The following is a 17,513-nucleotide window of genomic DNA, read 5'->3' as shown; positions in this document are numbered from 1 at the left end:
CCCTACCCACGAGAAGCGGAGCGAGACATGAACAAATCCATCCTGCCGGCGGTATCGGCGTGCGTGTTCGCGGTATGCAGCAGCGGCGCGTATGCGGCCGGCGGCGAGATCGCGGTGATCGTCAAGACGGTCAATTCGAATTACTGGCAGAACGTGCAGAAGGGCGCGAAGTCGGCGCTCGACGGCGCCAAGGGCTACACGATGACGTTCCAGGGCCCGGCGGCCGAGTCCGACATCAGCGGACAGGTCAACATGGTCGACAACGCGGTCACGCGTCACGTGGCGGGCATCGTGCTCGCGCCGTCCGATCCCGATGCGCTCGTGCCCGCGATCAAGAAGGCGTGGGAAGCGCACATTCCCGTCGTGCTGATCGACTCGGCGATCGCGGACGCCGGCAAGCCGTACTACCAGGCGTTCCTGTCGACCGACAACGAGAAGGCGGGCGCGCTGTGCGCGAAGGCGCTGATCGACCGCGTCGGGCAGTCCGGCAAGATCGCGATCATGTCGTACGTGCCGGGCGCGGGGTCCGAGGTCAGCCGCGTCGGCGGGTTCCGGAAATACATCGAGAGCCATTCGAAGCTGCAGATCGTCGGCCCGTACTACTCGCAATCGCAAATGGCGACCGCGCTGAACCAGACGACCGACGTGCTGTCGGCGAACCCTGACCTGAAGGGCATCTTCGGCGCGAACGAGCCGACCGCGGTCGGGATGGGCCGTGCGCTGAAGCAGTCGGGCAAGGCGGGCAAGGTGGTGGCGATCGGGTTCGACGGCAACGAGGACCTGCAGGGCTTCGTGCGCGACGGCACCGTGCAGGCGATCGCCGTGCAGGGCTCGTGGCAGATGGGGAACCAGGGCGTGCGCACGGCGCTCGACGTCATCGAGCGCAAGCCCGCGCCGAAGCTGATCGATACCGGCGTCGTGATGGTCGACAAGCAGAACCTCGATTCGCAAGCGGCGAAGAACGTCCTGTACTGATTCCTTTTCCCGGCATCCAGTCACGCCTCATGAACGCAAACGATACGCGCACCTTGCCGCGCAGCGGGCTGACGGTGTCCGTGCTCGGCCTCGGTTGCTCGCAACTCGGCGGTCTTTATCGGCCGATGTCGGGTGCCGACGCCGCCGCGCTCGTCGACGCCGCGTGGACGGCCGGCCTGCGCTATTTCGACACCGCGCCGTATTACGGCTACACGCTGTCCGAGCGGCGCGTGGGGGCCGGGCTCGCCGCGCGCGAGCGCCGCGCGTTCACGCTCAGCACGAAGGTCGGGCGGTTGATGCGCGCCGACCCGAGCGTACAGCCGGGCGACGACGGCTGGGCCGAGCCGCTGCCGTTCCGGCCGGTCTACGACTACAGCTACGACGGCATCATGCGTTCGCACGACGACAGCCGGCAACGGCTCGGGCTCGCGCGCGTCGACATGCTGTACGTGCACGACATCGGCGCGATGACGCATGGCGATCGTCACGCGCACTACTGGGAACAGTTGACCCGCGGCGGCGGGTTTCGCGCGCTCGACGCGTTGCGCTCGGATGGCGAGATCGGCGCGTTCGGTCTCGGCGTGAACGAATGGGAAGTCGCGGCCGACGCGCTGAACGAAGCAGCGCTCGATGCGGTGCTGCTCGCCGGCCGCTATACGCTGCTCGAACAGACGGCGCTCGCACCGCTGCTCGACGCGTGCGCCCGTGACGGGACGGCGATCGTGATCGGCGGCGTGTTCAATTCCGGCCTGCTCGCCGGCAACGGCAAGTTCGACTATGCGGACGCGAGCGCCGACGTGATCGACAAGGCGACGCGGCTCGGCGCGTTGTGCAACCGCTTCGACGTGCCGCTTCCCGCCGCTGCGTTGCAGTTTCCGTTCGGCCATCCGGCCGTCGTGTCGTGCGTGGTGGGCGCGCGCAGCGTGACGCAGTTGAAGCAGAACATCGATTGGTTCGAGCGCCCCGCGCCGGCCGAGCTGTGGGATGCGCTGCGCGACGAAGGTCTGATCGACGCGCACGCGCCGGTGCCGGGAGCACGCGCATGACTACACGGATCGACGCTCATCAGCATTACTGGCGAATCGGTGCGCGAGCCGGCTGCTGGCCGCCGGCCGAACTCGATGCGATTCACCGGGACTTCGGCCCGGCCGATCTCGCGCCGCTGCTCGATGCGGCGCGCATCGATACCACCGTCCTCGTGCAGTCGCTGCCGAGCGAAGCCGATACGCGCTTTCTGCTCGATCTCGCGGATGAAACGCCGACCGTCGGCGCGGTGGTCGGCTGGGTCGACCTGAAGGCCGACGACGCACCGGCCCGAATCGCGGCGTTTGCATCCGCGCCGAAGGCGCGCGGCTTGCGACCGATGCTGCAGGATCTGCCCGATGACGCGTGGATCGACGATCCGCGGCTGGATCGCGCGGTCGCCGCGATGCGCAAGCATGCGCTGGGTTTCGATGCGCTGGTGATGCCGCGCCATCTCGATGCGCTGCATGCGTTCGCGCGACGCCACCCGGATCTGCCGATCGTGATCGACCACGGCGCGAAGCCGTTCGTCGAGCGCGGCGAATTGCAGCCGTGGCTGTCCGCGATGAGCCGGCTCGCGCGCCTGCCGAACCTTCACTGCAAGCTGTCCGGCCTCTGGACGGAGGCCGGGCCGACGGCCGGCCCGGATGCGGTGCGCGCGCGCACGCGGCCGTATGTCCACGCGCTGGCCGAGTTGTTCGGGCCGACGCGCTTGATGTGGGGTAGCGACTGGCCGGTGCTGCGGCTGGCGTCGGCGTGCGGCGGCTATGGCGAATGGCTGGCCGCGTGCGAGGACGATTGCGCGCGGTGGCTCGGCGCCGCGGCGCTGGACGGCCTCTTCGGCGGCAACGCGCGCCGCTTCTACCGGATCGACACCGCACGCCACGACGAATGAACCAGAACGAAAGGAAACCGACATGCTCAGCGTGATTTGCGAATCCCCCGGCGTGCTGCGCGTGCAGCATCGCGAACCGCCCGTGCGCGGCAGCGGCGAAGTGCTGTTGCGCGTGCAACGGGTCGGCATCTGCGGCACCGACCTGCACATCTTCACCGGCAACCAGCCGTACCTCGACTATCCGCGCGTGATGGGTCACGAGCTTTCCGCGGTCGTCGTCGAGGCGGAGCCGGAGTCGGGGCTCGGCGCCGGGGACGCGGTATACGTGATGCCGTATCTGTCGTGCGGACACTGCGTCGCATGCCGTCACGGCAACACGAACTGCTGCGTGAACATCAAGGTGCTCGGCGTGCATCGCGACGGGGCGTTGACCGAATATCTGAGCGTACCCGCGCAGTTCGTTCACAAGGCCGACGGCATTTCGCTCGACCAGGCGGCGATGCTGGAATTTCTCGCGATCGGCGCTCATGCGGTGCGGCGCGCGGACGTCCGCGCTGGACAGCGCGTGCTGGTCGTCGGCGCCGGGCCGATCGGCATGGCCGCGATGATCTTCGCGAAGCTGCGCGGCGCCGATGTCACGTGCCTCGACACGCGGGCCGACCGGCTGGCGTTTTGCCGCCAGCATCTGGCGGTCGATGCGGCGGTGGAGGTGGGGGAAGGCGACGCGGCGCGTCTCGCGGCGTTGACGAACGGCGAGTATTTCGATGCGGTGTTCGACGCGACCGGCAACCTCGATGCGATGAATCGCGGTTTCGAATTCGTCGCGCACGGCGGCAAATACACATTGATCTCGATCGTGCGCGGGCACGTCGCGTTTTCGGATCCCGAATTCCACAAGCGCGAAACCACGCTGCTCGCGAGCCGCAATGCGACGGCCGAGGATTTCGCGACGGTGCTCGACGCGATGCGTGCAGGGCGCATTCCGGACCGCGCGCTGAACACGCACCGGATGCGGCTCGAAGAGGTGCCGGACGCGCTGCCGCGTTTACTGGATGCGGGGCAGACCGTCGTGAAGGCGCTCGTCGAATGCTGATCCAGCGAATCCGGCACGCGGGGCGCCCACGATGACGCCGCCGATCCTGCAGTTCGGCACGAGCCGCTTCCTGCTCGCGCACGTCGATCTGTTCGTCTCCCAGGCGCTGGATGACGGCAACGCGATGGGCGGCATCGGCATCGTGCAGACGACCGGCAATCCGTCCAGCCGCGCCCGCATCGACGCGTTGCGCGCCACCGGCCGCTATCCGGTACGGATTCGCGGGCGCGACCGCGGCGGCGTGGTCGACGAAGTCGTCGAGTGTCACGCCGTGCATCGCGCATGGGACGCCGAGCGCGACTGGGCGGAGATACGCGGCGCCGCGATCGAGACGGTGCGCGTCATCGTGTCGAATACCGGCGACGCAGGCTATCGCGCCGATCCGCGCGACACCGTGGACCTGCTGGCCCAGCCCGGGCACGCGCCGCACGGTTTTCCGGCGAAGCTGCTCGCGCTGCTGCATGCGCGCTGGCAGGTGCGGCCTGATGACGGCGTTTCCGTCCTGCCTTGCGAACTGGTGACGAACAACGGCGACACGCTGCGCGACATCGTGCTGGGCCTCGCACATCAGTGGCGGCTGCCCGACGCGTTCGCCGACTATCTGCGCAACCGCTGCATCTGGGTCAACTCGCTCGTCGACCGCATCGTGTCCGAGCCGCTCGATCCGGTCGGCGCGATCGCGGAGCCTTACGCGCTATGGGCGATCGAACGGCGGGCGGGCATGGCGCTGCCGTGCCGGCACGCGCAGATCGTCGTCACCGACGATTTGCGCAGCCACGAGCGCCTGAAGCTGTTCTTCCTCAATCTCGGACACAGCTGGCTCGCGGAGCAGTGGCTCGCGGCCGGGCGCGATGCGTCGGAAACGGTGCTGGACGTGATGAACGATGGGCGGTTGCGCGACGGTCTAGAGGCCGTGTGGCGCGACGAAGTCGCGCCGGTATTCGTTGCGCTGGGCTTGCGGGAAACGGCGGAACGCTACGTCGACAGCGTGCGCGAGCGCTTTCTCAATCCGTTTCTCGCACATCGCATTGCCGATATCGCGGTCAACCATCGCGAGAAGGTGGCGCGGCGGATCGAGCCGTTGCTCGCGCTCGCGGATTCGCTGGCGCTGCCGGCCGAACAGCCGCGGTTGCGGCAACTCGTCGCCCGCTACGAGCCGATGGCCGGCGCTTCGGCGGCCGGCATCGCAACCACAGGGAGAAGACCATCGTGAAGCAACCGGCAATCGTGATCCTTCACGGCAACGACAACGTCGCCGTCGCGCTCGACGCGCTGGCGCCGGATGTGCCGATCGACGTGCGCGGTGCACCGTTGCGACTGGCGGATGCGGTGCCGGCCGGGCACAAGGTCGCCACAGCGCCGATCGCGCGCGGCGGCTCGATCATCAAATGCGGGCAGCCGATCGGCGTCGCGCTGCGCGACATCGCCGCGGGCGAGCACGTGCACGTGCACAACGTCGGGATGCCCGATCGGCATGCGCACGGCGACGGGCCTGTCGGCGGCGCGCACGACGTCGCGACGGATCGCCGCGATACCTTCGACGGATTCGTGCGGCCCGACGGCAGCGTGGGGACCCGCAATTACGTCGGCGTGATTGCGAGCGTCAACTGTTCGGCGAGCGTCTGTCATGCGATCGCCGATGCATACCGGCACGGCGCGCTCGATGCGTTCGGTCACGTGGACGGCGTCGTCGCGATTACCCATCAGAGCGGCTGCGGGATGTCCGCGACCGGGGACGGCATCGAACTGCTGCGGCGCACGCTCGTCGGCTATGCGCGCAACCCGAATTTCGCCGGCGTGCTGCTCGTCGGCCTCGGCTGCGAGGTCAACCAGGTCGGCGCGCTCGCGGAACGGCTCGACGCGGCGGCGCCCGACACCGTGCGCACGCTGGTGATCCAGGACGAGGGCGGCGTGCGCGACACGATTGCCAAAGGCGTGTCGATCGTGCGCGAATTGGTGAACGCGGCCGACGGCGCGCGTCGCAGCGCCGTGCCGGCCTCGCGGCTGACGGTCGGCCTGCAATGCGGCGGCTCCGACGGCTACTCGGGCATCACCGCGAACCCGGCGCTCGGCGCGGCCGTCGACTTGCTGGTCCGCAACGGCGGCACCGCGATTCTGTCCGAGACGCCGGAGATCTACGGCGCCGAGCATCTGCTGATCGCGCGGGCGGCGTCGCGCGACGTGGCGGAGCGTCTGCTCGGCCGGTTGCAGTGGTGGGAGCGCTACGTCGCCGACCACGGCGGCGAAATGAACAACAACCCGTCGCCCGGCAACCTCGCCGGCGGCATCACGACGATTCTCGAGAAATCGCTCGGTGCGGTGTCGAAGGGCGGCCGCTCGCCGCTGCGCGCGGTCTACGACTATGCGGAGCCGGTGCGGCAAGCCGGGCTCGTGTTCATGGACACGCCCGGTTACGACCCGGTGTCGGCCACCGGGCAGATCGCCGGCGGTGCGAATCTCGTGTGCTTCACGACGGGCCGCGGTTCGGTGTTCGGCTCGAAGCCGGTGCCGACGATCAAGATCGCGACGACGAGCGGCCTGTTCGAGCGGATGCAATCGGACATGGATTTCGACAGCGGCGGGATCGTCGCCGGTTCGCTTTCGGTCGGCGAAGCGGGCGAGCGGCTGTTCCGGCTGATGCTCGACGTCGCGTCAGGACGCAGATCCCGCAGCGAGGACAACGGCATCGGCGAACGCGAATTCGTGCCGTGGCTGCGCGGCGCGGTCATGTGACGCTCGACGCGGCATGCGGCCGCTTGCGCAATCGGACAGCGAAGGAGAAGCCGCGATGGAAACCAGCATGAGCGGGCCGACGATCGGCGAAATCGGCCAGGACGGTTCGCTGTCGGAACTGGAGAAGGGCTTGCTCGGCGAGGCGCTGAGGTTGCTCGCCGAGACGCGCGCGCGGGCGCTGGAACTCTGTGTCGAGGTCAGCCGGCGGCAGGGCGGCGCCGCGCCGGACGTCCACGATTTCAACCTGCCGACGATCATCGAGCTGCAACGGCGCTTCGGTACGCGGCCTCGCCCGGACGGCGCCGGCAGGGCAGCCTCCGGCCGCTTCGCGTAGCGCAAGCCGAAGCCGAAGCCGCCCGTGGGCGGCGCCGTCGCAGGATCGATCTTCGCTGCCGGTTACGCTGCCGACAGCGTGATCGACACGCCCGTCGCGGTGTAGACCGGCGTGGCCTTGAACCCGTCGACCGTCACCGTCGCGAACTTCGCGGCAGCCGCCGCGCCGTCGATCAGCGCGATCGTGTCGCCGGCCTTCGGCGCGTAGCCGTTCACGAATTTCACGTGCAGCGTGCCGCCCGCGACGGTGAGCGGCCCGCCCACGCGCAGCCGTCCGCCGCCGTTGCCGTCGATGTCGAGTTCGAGCGTCGTGTTGTCGAGCTGCGTGTAGCGGGTGGCGATCGTCACCGGCGCGGCGGCCGCGATCCGCACGCTAGCGCCCGGGCCGACGTACACGTCGCCTTTGCCGAACGCCGTCGGCGACGCGGCCGCCAGCGTGCCGCCGCTCACCTGGGTGCCGCCCGTGTAGGCGTTGTTGCCCGCCAGCGTCAGCGTGCCGCTGCCTTGCAGCGTCAGCTTGCCGGCGCCCGCGACGTCGTTGCGCCACAGGTCGGCGGCATTGAGCCCGCCCTGCGACGCATCCATCGACACGATCACGTGGCCGTTGAACGCGCCATAGCCGTCGGCCGCCGCGAACAGGTTCAGGCGGCCCCAGCCTTCCGCGTCGTCCATGACCGGATAGCCGGACGGCAGTTCGGTCGTCTTCAGCACGACGCGCCGCTGGTCGGCGCTCAGGTACGGAAAGCGCGTCTGCAGCAGGATCTCCGCGCCCTTCGGCACGACCGGCGGCGCGTTCGTCGATTCGATCGCGCCGAAGCCGAACGTCATGCGGCGCAGGAACGCGGCCTTGTTCGTCGTGTAGTCGGCGAACCGGTCGGTGGCCGCCGTGCCCGAGTGCGCGAATGTGGAGAACGTCGTCGCGCTCGTTCCCGTCAGTTGCTGCAGCGTCTGATGGGCTTGCGTGTAGGCAGCCTGCGCATCGCCGGCGTACGCGGTCAGGTTCGCCGCGCTGACGGCCAGCGCGAGCATGCGGCCGCCGATCACGTCGAGCGGCGAGTGCATGCCGGCGAGAATCCGGTTCTCGCCCAGTTCGAGGCCGCGGCTGACCATTTCCTGGAAGCGTTCCGGCACGAGCCACGCCATCGTCGTCGCATCGCGCACAGCCTCGGCCGTGTGGCCGCTGATGAAGCCGCCGTCGGTCGCGGGCGTCGTGCTTTCGGCCGGCACGAGCGTCGGCGCGACGACCACGCTCGTGCTCCAGCGGTACGGGCGCGCATATTTGAAGAAGCGCTTCGACGGTTCGGTCGACGCGTTGTTGCCCATTTCGTTGAGCAGGTCGACGACCTTCCCGAAGCCGGCGTTGCCGCTGCTGCTGCCGACGCCGACGTTGTTGCCGGTGTCGTTGTACAGCACGGTGGTTGCATCGGCGGGCACGCTGGTGATGCTGGTCGTCTGCTGGGCCGCGGTGCGCCACGCGGCGGTGAGCGGGCCCATGCCGTCGGTCACGCTGTATCCCTTGCCGCGCCGGTCGTCGTAGTACGCGGCATCGGCCTGCTGCGGCGTACGGGCGGTCGTCGCGTTGATCACGTACTGCACGTTGGCCGACAGCACCGCATCGTTCAGGATCGTGCCGCACGCAACGCCGCTGTTCGGCAGTCCGGAGCAGGTCGACGGCGAGATGGCCCGGAACGGGCCGTTCGCGGGCGCGGTCACGCCCGCGTCGACCAGCATCGTCGACGGTTGCCACAGATCGAGGAAACGGCTCAGCACGCGCACCGCGGCGTTGGTCGACAGCGTCGCATAGCGCGCATCGCCGCGCTGGTTGGTCGCGACGTTGTCGACGAAAGCGGGCGCGCTCGGGATCGGCGCGCTGTCGACGAAGCCTGGGTCGGCGGGCGGCGCCGGAACGGCCGCGGCGATCGTGGCGGTCGACGCGACGTCGTCGCCGCCGCCGCACGCGGCCAATACGATCGCACTCGACAATGCCGCGACGTGCAGCGGGAAACGGCTTCGTGACGCAAACATGCAAGACTCCATCCTGAGGGTAGAAGACGGAGGATTGTGGTGAGCGATCGTGACGCGGTCGTTACGGAATTGTTTCGCGTCGTATGCGGCTGGTGTAAATTCCCACTATTTGGTTAATTTCTTGTGCTGAACATGACGGACGCCGGAATTCATGTGTCGTCCGTCATCGTCAGGAGGGCGGCCTACGCGCCCACCGTGCGCGTATCCAGCCGGAACAACGAGACGGCCTCGGCAAGCCGGTTTCCCTGTTCCTCGAGCGACTTCGACGCGGCGGCCGCCTGCTCGACGAGCGCCGCATTCTGCTGGGTGACCTCGTCCATTTGCGTGATGGCGAGATTGACCTGCTCGATGCCGCGGCTCTGCTCGCTCGACGCCGCGGCGATCTCGCCCATGATGTCGGTCACGCGCGAGATCGCATGCGTGACCTGGCTCATCGTGTCGCCCGCGTTGTTCGCGATATGCGAACCGTCCTGGATTTTCCGGACCGATTGCGAGATCAGCTCGCGAATTTCCTTCGCGGCGCTCGACGAACGCTGCGCAAGACTTCTGACTTCGCTCGCTACCACCGCGAAGCCGCGACCCTGTTCGCCGGCGCGGGCGGCCTCCACGGCCGCGTTGAGCGCGAGAATGTTGGTCTGGAACGCGATCCCTTCGATGATCCCGGTGATCTCGGCGATCTTGGCGGAGCTCGCGCTGATGTCCGTCATCGTGTCGACCATCAGGCCGACGGCCGTGCTGCCGCGCTGCGCGACCTCCGATGCGTTGTTGGCCAGGCCGCTTGCCTGTTGCGCATTGTCGGCGTTCAGGCGCACGGTGGATGTCAGTTGCTCCATGCTCGACGCGGTTTCCTGCAACGACGCGGCCTGCTGTTCGGTGCGGGACGACAGGTCCTGGTTGCCGGACGCGATTTCGCCGGCCCCTGTCGCGACGTTGCCCGATGCGGTACGGACTTCCGAGATCAGGCGGATCAGGTTCGCCTGCATGTCGCGCATCGAAGCCAGCACGCTGCCGGCCGGCGCGGCGCCGGTCGTGGATTCGGCGCCGAGATCGCCGGCGGCGATATGCCCGGCGATGTCGCTGAGCACGGCGGGCTCGGTGCCCAACGCGCGCAGCAGGCCGCGGGTGATGAAGAGGCCCGAGATCGCTGCCGCGGCGGCGGCCGCGATGCAGATGGCGATCAGCATCAGTCGGCGCGACGTATAACGGTCGTCCGATTCCTTCACCAGTTGGTCGGCCCGCGAGCGCGAGTACTTCGCATACGTGTCGGTGGCCGCGACAAGCTGCGCCAGCAGCGGTCGACACTGTTCGTTGATCATCGTGATCGCCTGATCGCGCCGGTTGTTCGCCGCCGCGTCGACGATGGCGCGCGCCACGGGGCCGTACTGCGTCTCGACCGCCCCGATTTGCCGAACCAGTTCGCGAGACTTGTCGGACGCGCCGCTTCCCTCGCGGACCGCATTCGTCAGTTCGCTCATCAGCATGCCGACTTCGCGGTCGGCTTGCAGCGCCGCTTCCTTCTCGATGTCCGCATCGCGCGGGCTGGCCGCGAGGACCTGGTTGCGGGCGGCGATCGCGCGCCGGTCGACGGCGAAGCGAATCTTGTCCGCCAGGTTCGCGCGGGCGTTGGTGCCGTTGACGTAATTCTCGAAGGCATCGTTTGCGTTGCCGAGCGAGATGATGCCGAGGAGCGAGACGAGCACGACCAGGCACGTAAGAATCCCGAAAGCCATGATCAGCTTCGTGCGAACCGTTAATCGTCGATCATTCATAGGAGGAATCTCGTTGTGAATATAAAATAGATTTCCTGATTAACGGAATGGTGAACGAACAGTTTAGGACCGGCTCTCCGGGGCAATCGTTTGCGGGTTGCCTGACGTCAAAAAAAATCCGGCAGCGCTCCGTATTCGTTACGCCGAACGGACCAACGGCTCCGTTTTCGCATGCCGCGACCGGTTTCCGCGTTCGCGCTTCGCGCGACAGCGCGCCTTGCGGCCCCCTGCGTGCCCGTGCCGGTCGCCGTCCTTCCGGCATCGCTCAACTTCCCGCCGACGCTGCCGTTAAACGGATCAGGGTCGCTCTTTTCAGCGATCCATTTCAATCACGCGGTAACGGAGACCGAAGTCATCATGCTGTCATCAATTCGCGCGCGGATACTGGCGACGTGTGTCGCCATCGTAGTGACGGCGCTGGCCGTAACCGGGGGGCTCGTCTATTACGTCGTCAAGACCCACAACGACGAGGCCATCGACCAGAATCACAAATCGATCCTCGCCGGCCACGCGCTGGCGATCGACGAATGGGTGGCCAGCCGGTCGCGCGAAACCCAGGCGCTCGCGGACACGATCGCGATCGGCGAGGGCGACCCGGTCCCGGCGTTGAAGCTGCTCGGCAAGTCGGGCGGCTTCGAGGTGCTGACGCTCGGCCTGCCGGACAAGACCGCATTCTCGAACGTACCGCTTGCCCCCGGCTACGATCCGACCGCGCGGCCCTGGTACAAGCAAGCCGTCGGCGCGGGCCATCTGGTCGTGACGGCGCTCTACCGCGATGCGACGAGCGGCAAGCCGGCCGTCGCGTTCGCGGTGCCCGTGGTGCGCGACGGCGCAGTGAAGGGCGTACTGGCAGCCAGCCTGTTCATGGAGAACGTGAGCTCGATCGTGACTTCCGTTCACCCGACACCGGCGAGCTTCGCGTTTCTGGTGGACAAGGGCGGTCGCGTGATCGCGTCGGCCAAGACCGACCTGATCATGAAGCCGGCCACCGGTCTGTCGCCGGAACTGGATGCCGATCGCCTCGGCGCGCTGCAGGCGGCGTCCGCGCCGGTCGCGGTCGACATCGACGGCGCCGCCAAGCTGATGCGCGCACGACCGATCGCCGGCACCGACTGGTCGCTGGTGCTCGCGCTCGACAAGGGCGACGTGACGGCCGGCATGCGCGCGGTCGCGACGACGACGCTGCTGGCGATCGTGATCGTCGCCGGCATCGCCGCCGCGCTCGTCGGCGCGATGACGAACGCGGCCTTCAAGCGCATCCTGATGGTGCGCGACGCGCTCACGGACGTCTCGAGCGGCAGCGGCGACCTGACGAAGCGCCTGCCCGCCGACGGCGCGGACGAAGCCGCGCAGATCGCGCGAGCGTTCAACGCGTTCGCCGAGAAGATCAGTGCGATCCTGCTGCAGATCCGCGCGTTCAGCACGTCCGTCAACCTCGCGAGCGCCGAGATCGCCCAGGGCAACCAGGATCTGTCGGCCCGCACCGAACACGCTGCGTCGAGCCTGCAGGAAACGGCCGCCGCGCTCGAGGAGATCGCCGGCACGGCCCGCAATTCGGCCGATGCGGCGAGCCAGGTGAACCGTCTGGCGGAATCGGCGTCGGATGTCGCGCTGCGGGGCGGCACGGTCGTGCGCGACGTCGTGTCGACGATGAACGACATCACGCAGGCGTCGGCAGAGATCGCCAACATCGTCGGCGTGATCGACGGCATCGCATTCCAGACCAACATTCTCGCGTTGAACGCCGCCGTCGAGGCGGCCCGCGCGAACGAGCACGGCCGCGGCTTCGCGGTCGTTGCCGGCGAGGTGCGCGCGCTCGCGCAGCGCAGCGCGCAGGCCGCGCGCGAAATCAAGCAGCTGATCCACTCGTCGGTCGAGAAGATCGAGGGCGGCTCCGGGCTCGTCCAGACGGCTGGCGCGACGATGGACGAAATCGTCGACGGCGTGCGCAACATCACGAGCGTGATCGCCGAAATCAGCGTCGCCGCGAAGGAGCAGAGCACGGGGCTCGAACAGGTGAATCAGGCGGTGTCGCAGCTCGACGATACGACGCAGCAGAACGCGGCGCTCGTCGAGCAATCGGCGGCAGCCGCGACGTCGCTGCGCGAGCAGGCGGCCCGGCTCGCGCAGACGGTCGGCGAATTCAAGCTGGCGGAGCGTGCGGTGGCGGCGTGATGGTCGGGTTAACCGGGCCGGCGAGCGGCGGCTTCGTCCGCTGCACCGCGGGAGCAGGATGGCGCCGCGCGGCCGATCCGCGGAGGCGCCGCTCACGCCGTGGCCGACTGCGGTCGATCACGGGCGGGCAGGCCGGTATCGCTGCCGTTCCGTTCAGGCAAGCAGCCCGCGTGCCCCCAGATTCGCATACAGCGCACGCACGCCGAAGGTCCACGGCGCGATCTCCGTGCAAAGCCGCACGGTATTGACGAGTGCGCCGAGCGCGGGCGTGGAGATCGTCACGCGGTCGCCGAGGTGATGCGTGAATCCGCCGCCGGGCGCGTCGCGATCCTGGATCGGCGAGAACATCGTGCCGAGGAACAGCATGAAGCCGTCCGGATACTGGTGATGCGCGCCGCAGGTCTGTGCGACGAGGTCGGCGGGGTCGCGGCTGATTTCCCGCATGTGGCTGATGCCGTCGAGCACGAAGCCGTCGTCCGCGCCGTCGACGCGCAGCGACACGCTGCATTGCCGCACGCTATCGAGCGTGAAGCCGTCGTCGAACAGCCGCACGAACGGGCCGATTGCGCACGAGCCGTTGTTGTCCTTGCATTTGCCGAGCAGCAGCGCCGAGCGGCCTTCGATGTCGCGCAGGTTCACGTCGTTGCCGAGCGTCGCGCCCACCGGCCTGCCGTCGCTGGCGACCGCCAGCACGATCTCCGGTTCCGGGTTGTTCCATACCGACACGGGCAGCAGCCCCACGTCCGCGCCGAAGCCGACCGCGGACATCGGCTGCGCCTTGGAGAACACCTCGGCATCCGGGCCGATGCCGACTTCCATGTATTGCGACCACGCGCCGCGGCGCTCGAGTTCCGCCTTCAGGCGCAGCGCGGCTTCCGAGCCCGGCACGATCTTCGACAGATCGGTGCCGATGGTCGCGGCGATGGTGTTGCGTACTTCCCGCGCTTTGGCCGGATCGCCACCCGCCTGTTCCTCGATCACGCGTTCGATCAGGCTGACCGCAAAGGTCACGCCGCACGCCTTGATCGCCTGCACGTCGCACGGCGCGAGCAGGTGCGTCGCACCCGGCCTGCCGTCGAGCGCCGCCTGCAACAAGGGCTCGACGCGGCCGAGCGATTCGCCGGCAGCGGTGCGCGCGACGGCGAGTGCATCGGCGCGGTCGAACAGGTCGGCGGTGGTCGGCACGGTGCGCGTGATGTCGAACACTTCGCCGCCGCGTACGGCGACGACGCTCGGGCCCGCGTGGGCGCCGTCGTGCCGCCAGACGCGGCCGATCAGCAGCGCGTGGTCGAGGTCGTGCGGCAGGCAGTCGGAAACGGAAGGAGTACGCATGATCAGCTCGGCAAGAGTCGGGGGCGGTTGGGTCAGTGCGAATGGCGCGGATTGCCGCGCTGCTCGATCACCTTCAGGTACAGCGTGGCCGGTTCGAGGCAGCCGCCCGTGGACAGCTGGCCGACGAAGCGGCGATAGAGTTCCTGCCACGGCGTTTGCGCCTGCGGCACGGTGAAGCTGGCGGTTTCGCGGCGGCGCGCGAGTTCGTCCTCGTCGACGAGCACGTCGACGCTGCGGCGATTCAGGTCCACGCGCACGCGATCGTTCGTGCGCAGCAGCGCGAGGCCGCCGCCGACCGCCGCCTCCGGCGACACGTTGAGAATCGACGGGCTGGCCGACGTACCGCTCTGGCGTCCGTCGCCCAGGCACGGCAGCGACGTCACGCCGCGCTTCACCAGTTCGGCGGGCGGCGCCATGTTCACGACTTCCGAACTGCCCGGGTAGCCGACCGTGCCGCAGCCGCGGATGACGAGGATGCAGCGCTCGTCGATGTTCAGCGCGGGATCGTTGATGCGCGCGTGGTAATCCTCGGGGCCGTCGAACACGATCGCGCGCGCCTCGAACGTATTCTCCGCGCCCGGCTCGGAAAGATAGGTGCGGCGGAACGCGTCGCCCACCACCGACATCTTCATGATCGCGCTGTCGAAGAAGTTACCCGACAGCACCATGAAGCCGGCGCCGTGCTTGAGCGGCGCGTCGGGCGTACGGATCACGTCGCGGTCGGCGTCCTGCGCGGTGTCGGCGATCCCGCCGATCGCGCGGCCCGATACGGTCAGGCAGTCGCGCCGCAGCAGACCGGCCGCATCGAGCTGGCGCAGCACCGCGGGGACGCCGCCGGCGCGGTGGAAGCTTTCGCCGAGGTATTCGCCGGCCGGCATGCAGTTCACGAGCAGCGGCACGGCTTCGCCCAGGCGCTGCCAGTCGTCCAGGCTCAGTTCGACGCCCATGTGGCGTGCAATCGCGATCAGGTGCGGCGGGCAATTCGTCGATGCGCCCAGCGCGGAGGCCACGACGATCGCATTCTCGAATGCCGCGCGCGTCATGATTGTCGACGGGCGAAGGTCTTCGCGAACGAGCTCGACCGCGCGCTTGCCGGTCGCGTAAGCCATCTGGCCGCGTTCGCGATAGGCGGCGGGAATGCTCGCGCAGCCGGGCAGCGACATGCCCAGCGCCTCGGCGAGGCTGTTCATCGACAGCGCGGTGCCCATGGTGTTGCAATGGCCGATCGACGGCGACGAAGCCGTGGTCAGCTGCATGAAGCCTTCGTAGTCGATCTCGCCGGCCGCGAGCAGGTTGCGCGCATGCCAGATCACCGTGCCCGAGCCGACCCGCTTGCCGTCGTGCCAGCCGTCGAGCATCGGGCCACCCGACAGCACGATCGCGGGCATGTCGACGGTGGCCGCGGCCATCAGGCACGCGGGCGTGGTCTTGTCGCAGCCGGTCGTCAGCACCACGCCGTCCAGCGGAAAACCGTGCAGCACTTCCACCAGCCCGAGGTAGGCGAGGTTACGGTCGAGCGCGGCGGTGGGCCGGCGGCTCTGTTCGGCCAGCGGATGCACGGGGAACTCCATCGGAATGCCGCCCGCGTCGCGGATGCCTGCCTTGGTGCGTTCGGCCAGTTCGATGTGGTGGCGGTTGCACGGCGCGAGGTCGCTTCCCGTCTGCGCGATCCCGATGACAGGGCGGCCCGACTGCAGTTCCTCGCGCGTCAACCCGTAGTTCATGAAGCGCTCGACATAGAGCGCGGTCATGTCTGCGTGCGCGGGGTCGTCGAACCATTCCTGGCTGCGCAGGCGGCGAGGGGTGTGTGACATGGCAGGCTGTCTCCTGAGGGGCCTTTTTCATTTTGCGTGCCGGATGATACCGGTAACATCGCTTGGATGTTAGCACGGGTTTTTTGCGTCGCGGAAGGGATTTCGTGCGCGCGTGGCGAAGGCGTGGAGCGCGGGCCGGTGCGAAGCCGCGCGCGACGCGCCCCCGGATGCGCGCGGCCGTCGGCCTGTCAGGCGCTTTCCCGCGCGATGATCGTGTAGTCGATGCGAATGCTTTTCGACTCGGTTCGCTCGCCGCCGTCGCGCGCTTGCAGCGCCGCCAGCAACGCTTCGCCGGTGCGCAGCCCGATGCCGTACGCGTCGACCGACACGGTCGTGATGGTCGGGTGGCAGCATGTCGCCACCTCGAAGTTTCCGAAGCCGGCCACGGCGATGTCGGCAGGCACGGCGAGCCCGCGCCGGTGACACTCCATGATCGCGCCGAATGCCGACATGTCGCTCACGCACATCACCGCGTCGGTATCGGGCCATTGCTCCAGCAGCGCGGCCATCGCGGGGCCGCCGTGGCTCATCGTGATCGGCGATTCGCCCAGCCGCACGACGCGCGGTTCGCCCAGGCCCAGCGCCTTGATCTCCGCCTGGTAGCCCTTGAGCCGGTCCAGGCCGCGGCGATCCAGTTCGCTCGCGCCGACCAGAAAGCCGATGCGCCGGTACCCGCGCTCGGCCAGGTGGCGCACCATCGCACGGGCGGCGCGCACGTTCGAGAAGCCGACGGCGGTGTCGATCGGGCGCGTGGGCAGGTCCCACATCTCGACCACCGGAATCGCCGAGCGCTCCAATACCTTGCGCGTCGCATCGGTGTGCTGCGATCCCGTCAGCGCGATGCAGCGCGGCTGGTGTCGCAGCATCGACCGGACGAGCCGTTCCTCCCGTTCCAGGTCGTAGTCGGTATCGCCGAGCAGCAGTTGCAGACCATGCGGCTCGAGCGCATCGGTCAGGCCGCGCACGGTGTCCGAGAAGTTGGAGCTCGACAGCGACGGCACCAGCACCGCGACGAATTCCGAGCGCCCCGACGACAGCGCACCGGCGGCGGCATCCGCCACGTAACCGAGCTGCTCGATGGCCTCGCAGACCCGTGCGCGCGTCTCGGCGGCCACGCTGTGGCCGGCGAGCACGCGCGATACCGTCATCTTCGATACGCCGGCGAGGCGCGCTACGTCTGACATGCGGGGCGGCCCGGCGGGCCGGACGGCGGTGGGACTGGGCATCGGAATCGCGATCGGGGGAAGGCCGGAAAGGCTACATCATACCGGTGCGGCATACCGCGCAGGCACGGTCGCGGCGCGCCCGTCGCCGTGATGGCCGCACTAGGGAAACCACGCGTCCGGCGGGACTTGTATGCGTGTATCGCCGCATGCTACCTTCGAATTTGTTACCGGTATCAGCGT

Annotated in this window: 13 protein-coding genes; 8 read left to right on the top strand and 5 right to left on the bottom strand. The window is 68.5% G+C overall.

The features are described 5' to 3' along the window. Nucleotides 1–27 precede the first annotated feature (27 nt). From CFB49_RS33190 to CFB49_RS33160, 7 genes are read left to right on the top strand one after another with little or no spacing between them, the layout of a single operon-like run. Nucleotides 28–975, top strand: a complete 948-nt coding sequence (locus tag CFB49_RS33190) for an ABC transporter substrate-binding protein (RefSeq protein ID WP_069620061.1) — start codon at nucleotides 28–30, stop codon at nucleotides 973–975. Nucleotides 976–1,004: 29 nt separating this feature from the next. Then, nucleotides 1,005–2,021 (top strand): aldo/keto reductase, encoded by a 1,017-nt coding sequence (locus tag CFB49_RS33185; protein ID WP_089493490.1) that lies wholly within the window; start codon nucleotides 1,005–1,007, stop codon nucleotides 2,019–2,021. Further along, complete coding sequence (locus tag CFB49_RS33180) at nucleotides 2,018–2,893, top strand: amidohydrolase family protein (protein ID WP_089493489.1); 876 nt, start codon at nucleotides 2,018–2,020, stop codon at nucleotides 2,891–2,893. Before CFB49_RS33185 ends, CFB49_RS33180 begins: the two co-directional genes overlap by 4 nt. Before the next feature lie 22 nt (nucleotides 2,894–2,915). After that, nucleotides 2,916–3,926 carry a zinc-binding alcohol dehydrogenase family protein gene (locus CFB49_RS33175; RefSeq protein ID WP_069620064.1) on the top strand — a complete coding sequence of 337 codons (1,011 nt, stop codon included), beginning with the start codon at nucleotides 2,916–2,918 and terminating at the stop codon, nucleotides 3,924–3,926. A gap of 31 nt (nucleotides 3,927–3,957) precedes the next feature. Then, nucleotides 3,958–5,139 (top strand): D-mannonate oxidoreductase, encoded by a 1,182-nt coding sequence (locus tag CFB49_RS33170; RefSeq protein WP_089493488.1) that lies wholly within the window; start codon nucleotides 3,958–3,960, stop codon nucleotides 5,137–5,139. Continuing rightward, a complete protein-coding gene (locus tag CFB49_RS33165; protein ID WP_089493487.1) occupies nucleotides 5,136–6,659 on the top strand; it encodes a UxaA family hydrolase in 1,524 nt (507 codons plus the stop codon). The genes CFB49_RS33170 and CFB49_RS33165 overlap by 4 nt, the downstream gene beginning before the upstream one ends. A gap of 55 nt (nucleotides 6,660–6,714) precedes the next feature. Then, complete coding sequence (locus CFB49_RS33160; RefSeq protein WP_089493486.1) at nucleotides 6,715–6,993, top strand: hypothetical protein; 279 nt, start codon at nucleotides 6,715–6,717, stop codon at nucleotides 6,991–6,993. A gap of 62 nt (nucleotides 6,994–7,055) precedes the next feature. Here CFB49_RS33160 and CFB49_RS33155 read toward each other — a convergent pair whose 3' ends face one another. Together CFB49_RS33155 and CFB49_RS33150 are read right to left on the bottom strand one after the other, a co-directional pair. Further along, nucleotides 7,056–9,017, bottom strand: coding sequence for a phosphatase PAP2 family protein (locus CFB49_RS33155; RefSeq protein WP_089493485.1), 1,962 nt, complete (start codon nucleotides 9,015–9,017; stop codon nucleotides 7,056–7,058). Between the two features lie 182 nt (nucleotides 9,018–9,199). Beyond that, nucleotides 9,200–10,786 carry a methyl-accepting chemotaxis protein gene (locus CFB49_RS33150; RefSeq protein ID WP_089493484.1) on the bottom strand — a complete coding sequence of 529 codons (1,587 nt, stop codon included), beginning with the start codon at nucleotides 10,784–10,786 and terminating at the stop codon, nucleotides 9,200–9,202. A 357-nt stretch (nucleotides 10,787–11,143) separates the two neighbouring features. Between CFB49_RS33150 and CFB49_RS33145 the strand changes: the two genes are divergently transcribed. Then, the gene (locus tag CFB49_RS33145) at nucleotides 11,144–12,961 is read left to right on the top strand and encodes a methyl-accepting chemotaxis protein (protein ID WP_069620070.1); all 1,818 of its coding nucleotides are present in this window, start codon (nucleotides 11,144–11,146) and stop codon (nucleotides 12,959–12,961) included. Between the two features lie 153 nt (nucleotides 12,962–13,114). Here CFB49_RS33145 and CFB49_RS33140 read toward each other — a convergent pair whose 3' ends face one another. The 3 genes from CFB49_RS33140 to CFB49_RS33130 all read right to left on the bottom strand — a co-directional run bounded on the left by CFB49_RS33140 (nucleotide 13,115) and on the right by CFB49_RS33130 (nucleotide 17,333). Next, complete coding sequence (locus CFB49_RS33140) at nucleotides 13,115–14,293, bottom strand: fumarylacetoacetate hydrolase family protein (protein ID WP_089493483.1); 1,179 nt, start codon at nucleotides 14,291–14,293, stop codon at nucleotides 13,115–13,117. Nucleotides 14,294–14,325: 32 nt separating this feature from the next. Next, on the bottom strand, nucleotides 14,326–16,107 hold the full coding sequence (locus CFB49_RS33135; RefSeq protein ID WP_089493482.1) for an IlvD/Edd family dehydratase: 1,782 nt from the start codon (nucleotides 16,105–16,107) through the stop codon (nucleotides 14,326–14,328). Between the two features lie 188 nt (nucleotides 16,108–16,295). Continuing rightward, entirely contained in the window at nucleotides 16,296–17,333 is a 1,038-nt protein-coding gene (locus CFB49_RS33130; RefSeq protein WP_084044394.1) for a LacI family DNA-binding transcriptional regulator, read from the bottom strand. Nucleotides 17,334–17,513 lie beyond the last annotated feature (180 nt).

The sequence above is a fragment of the Burkholderia sp. AU17457 genome (assembly GCF_002223255.1).
In the GTDB taxonomy this organism is placed as follows: Bacteria; Pseudomonadota; Gammaproteobacteria; order Burkholderiales; family Burkholderiaceae; genus Burkholderia; species Burkholderia sola.
The sequence above is the reverse complement of the archived record's forward strand: the minus strand, read 5'-3'. Positions and strand labels throughout refer to the sequence as shown.

What these genes read in the sequence shown, in the direction of transcription:
- CFB49_RS33140 (WP_089493483.1), bottom strand. Translation starts at nt 14,293, where the DNA reads ATGCGTACTCCTTCCGTTTCCGACTGCCTGCCGCACGACCTCGACCAC.
- CFB49_RS33175 (WP_069620064.1), top strand. Translation starts at nt 2,916, where the DNA reads ATGCTCAGCGTGATTTGCGAATCCCCCGGCGTGCTGCGCGTGCAGCAT.
- CFB49_RS33135 (WP_089493482.1), bottom strand. Translation starts at nt 16,107, where the DNA reads ATGTCACACACCCCTCGCCGCCTGCGCAGCCAGGAATGGTTCGACGAC.
- CFB49_RS33160 (WP_089493486.1), top strand. Translation starts at nt 6,715, where the DNA reads ATGGAAACCAGCATGAGCGGGCCGACGATCGGCGAAATCGGCCAGGAC.
- CFB49_RS33190 (WP_069620061.1), top strand. Translation starts at nt 28, where the DNA reads ATGAACAAATCCATCCTGCCGGCGGTATCGGCGTGCGTGTTCGCGGTA.
- CFB49_RS33185 (WP_089493490.1), top strand. Translation starts at nt 1,005, where the DNA reads ATGAACGCAAACGATACGCGCACCTTGCCGCGCAGCGGGCTGACGGTG.
- CFB49_RS33145 (WP_069620070.1), top strand. Translation starts at nt 11,144, where the DNA reads ATGCTGTCATCAATTCGCGCGCGGATACTGGCGACGTGTGTCGCCATC.
- CFB49_RS33130 (WP_084044394.1), bottom strand. Translation starts at nt 17,333, where the DNA reads ATGCCCAGTCCCACCGCCGTCCGGCCCGCCGGGCCGCCCCGCATGTCA.
- CFB49_RS33150 (WP_089493484.1), bottom strand. Translation starts at nt 10,786, where the DNA reads ATGAATGATCGACGATTAACGGTTCGCACGAAGCTGATCATGGCTTTC.
- CFB49_RS33170 (WP_089493488.1), top strand. Translation starts at nt 3,958, where the DNA reads ATGACGCCGCCGATCCTGCAGTTCGGCACGAGCCGCTTCCTGCTCGCG.
- CFB49_RS33155 (WP_089493485.1), bottom strand. Translation starts at nt 9,017, where the DNA reads ATGTTTGCGTCACGAAGCCGTTTCCCGCTGCACGTCGCGGCATTGTCG.
- CFB49_RS33180 (WP_089493489.1), top strand. Translation starts at nt 2,018, where the DNA reads ATGACTACACGGATCGACGCTCATCAGCATTACTGGCGAATCGGTGCG.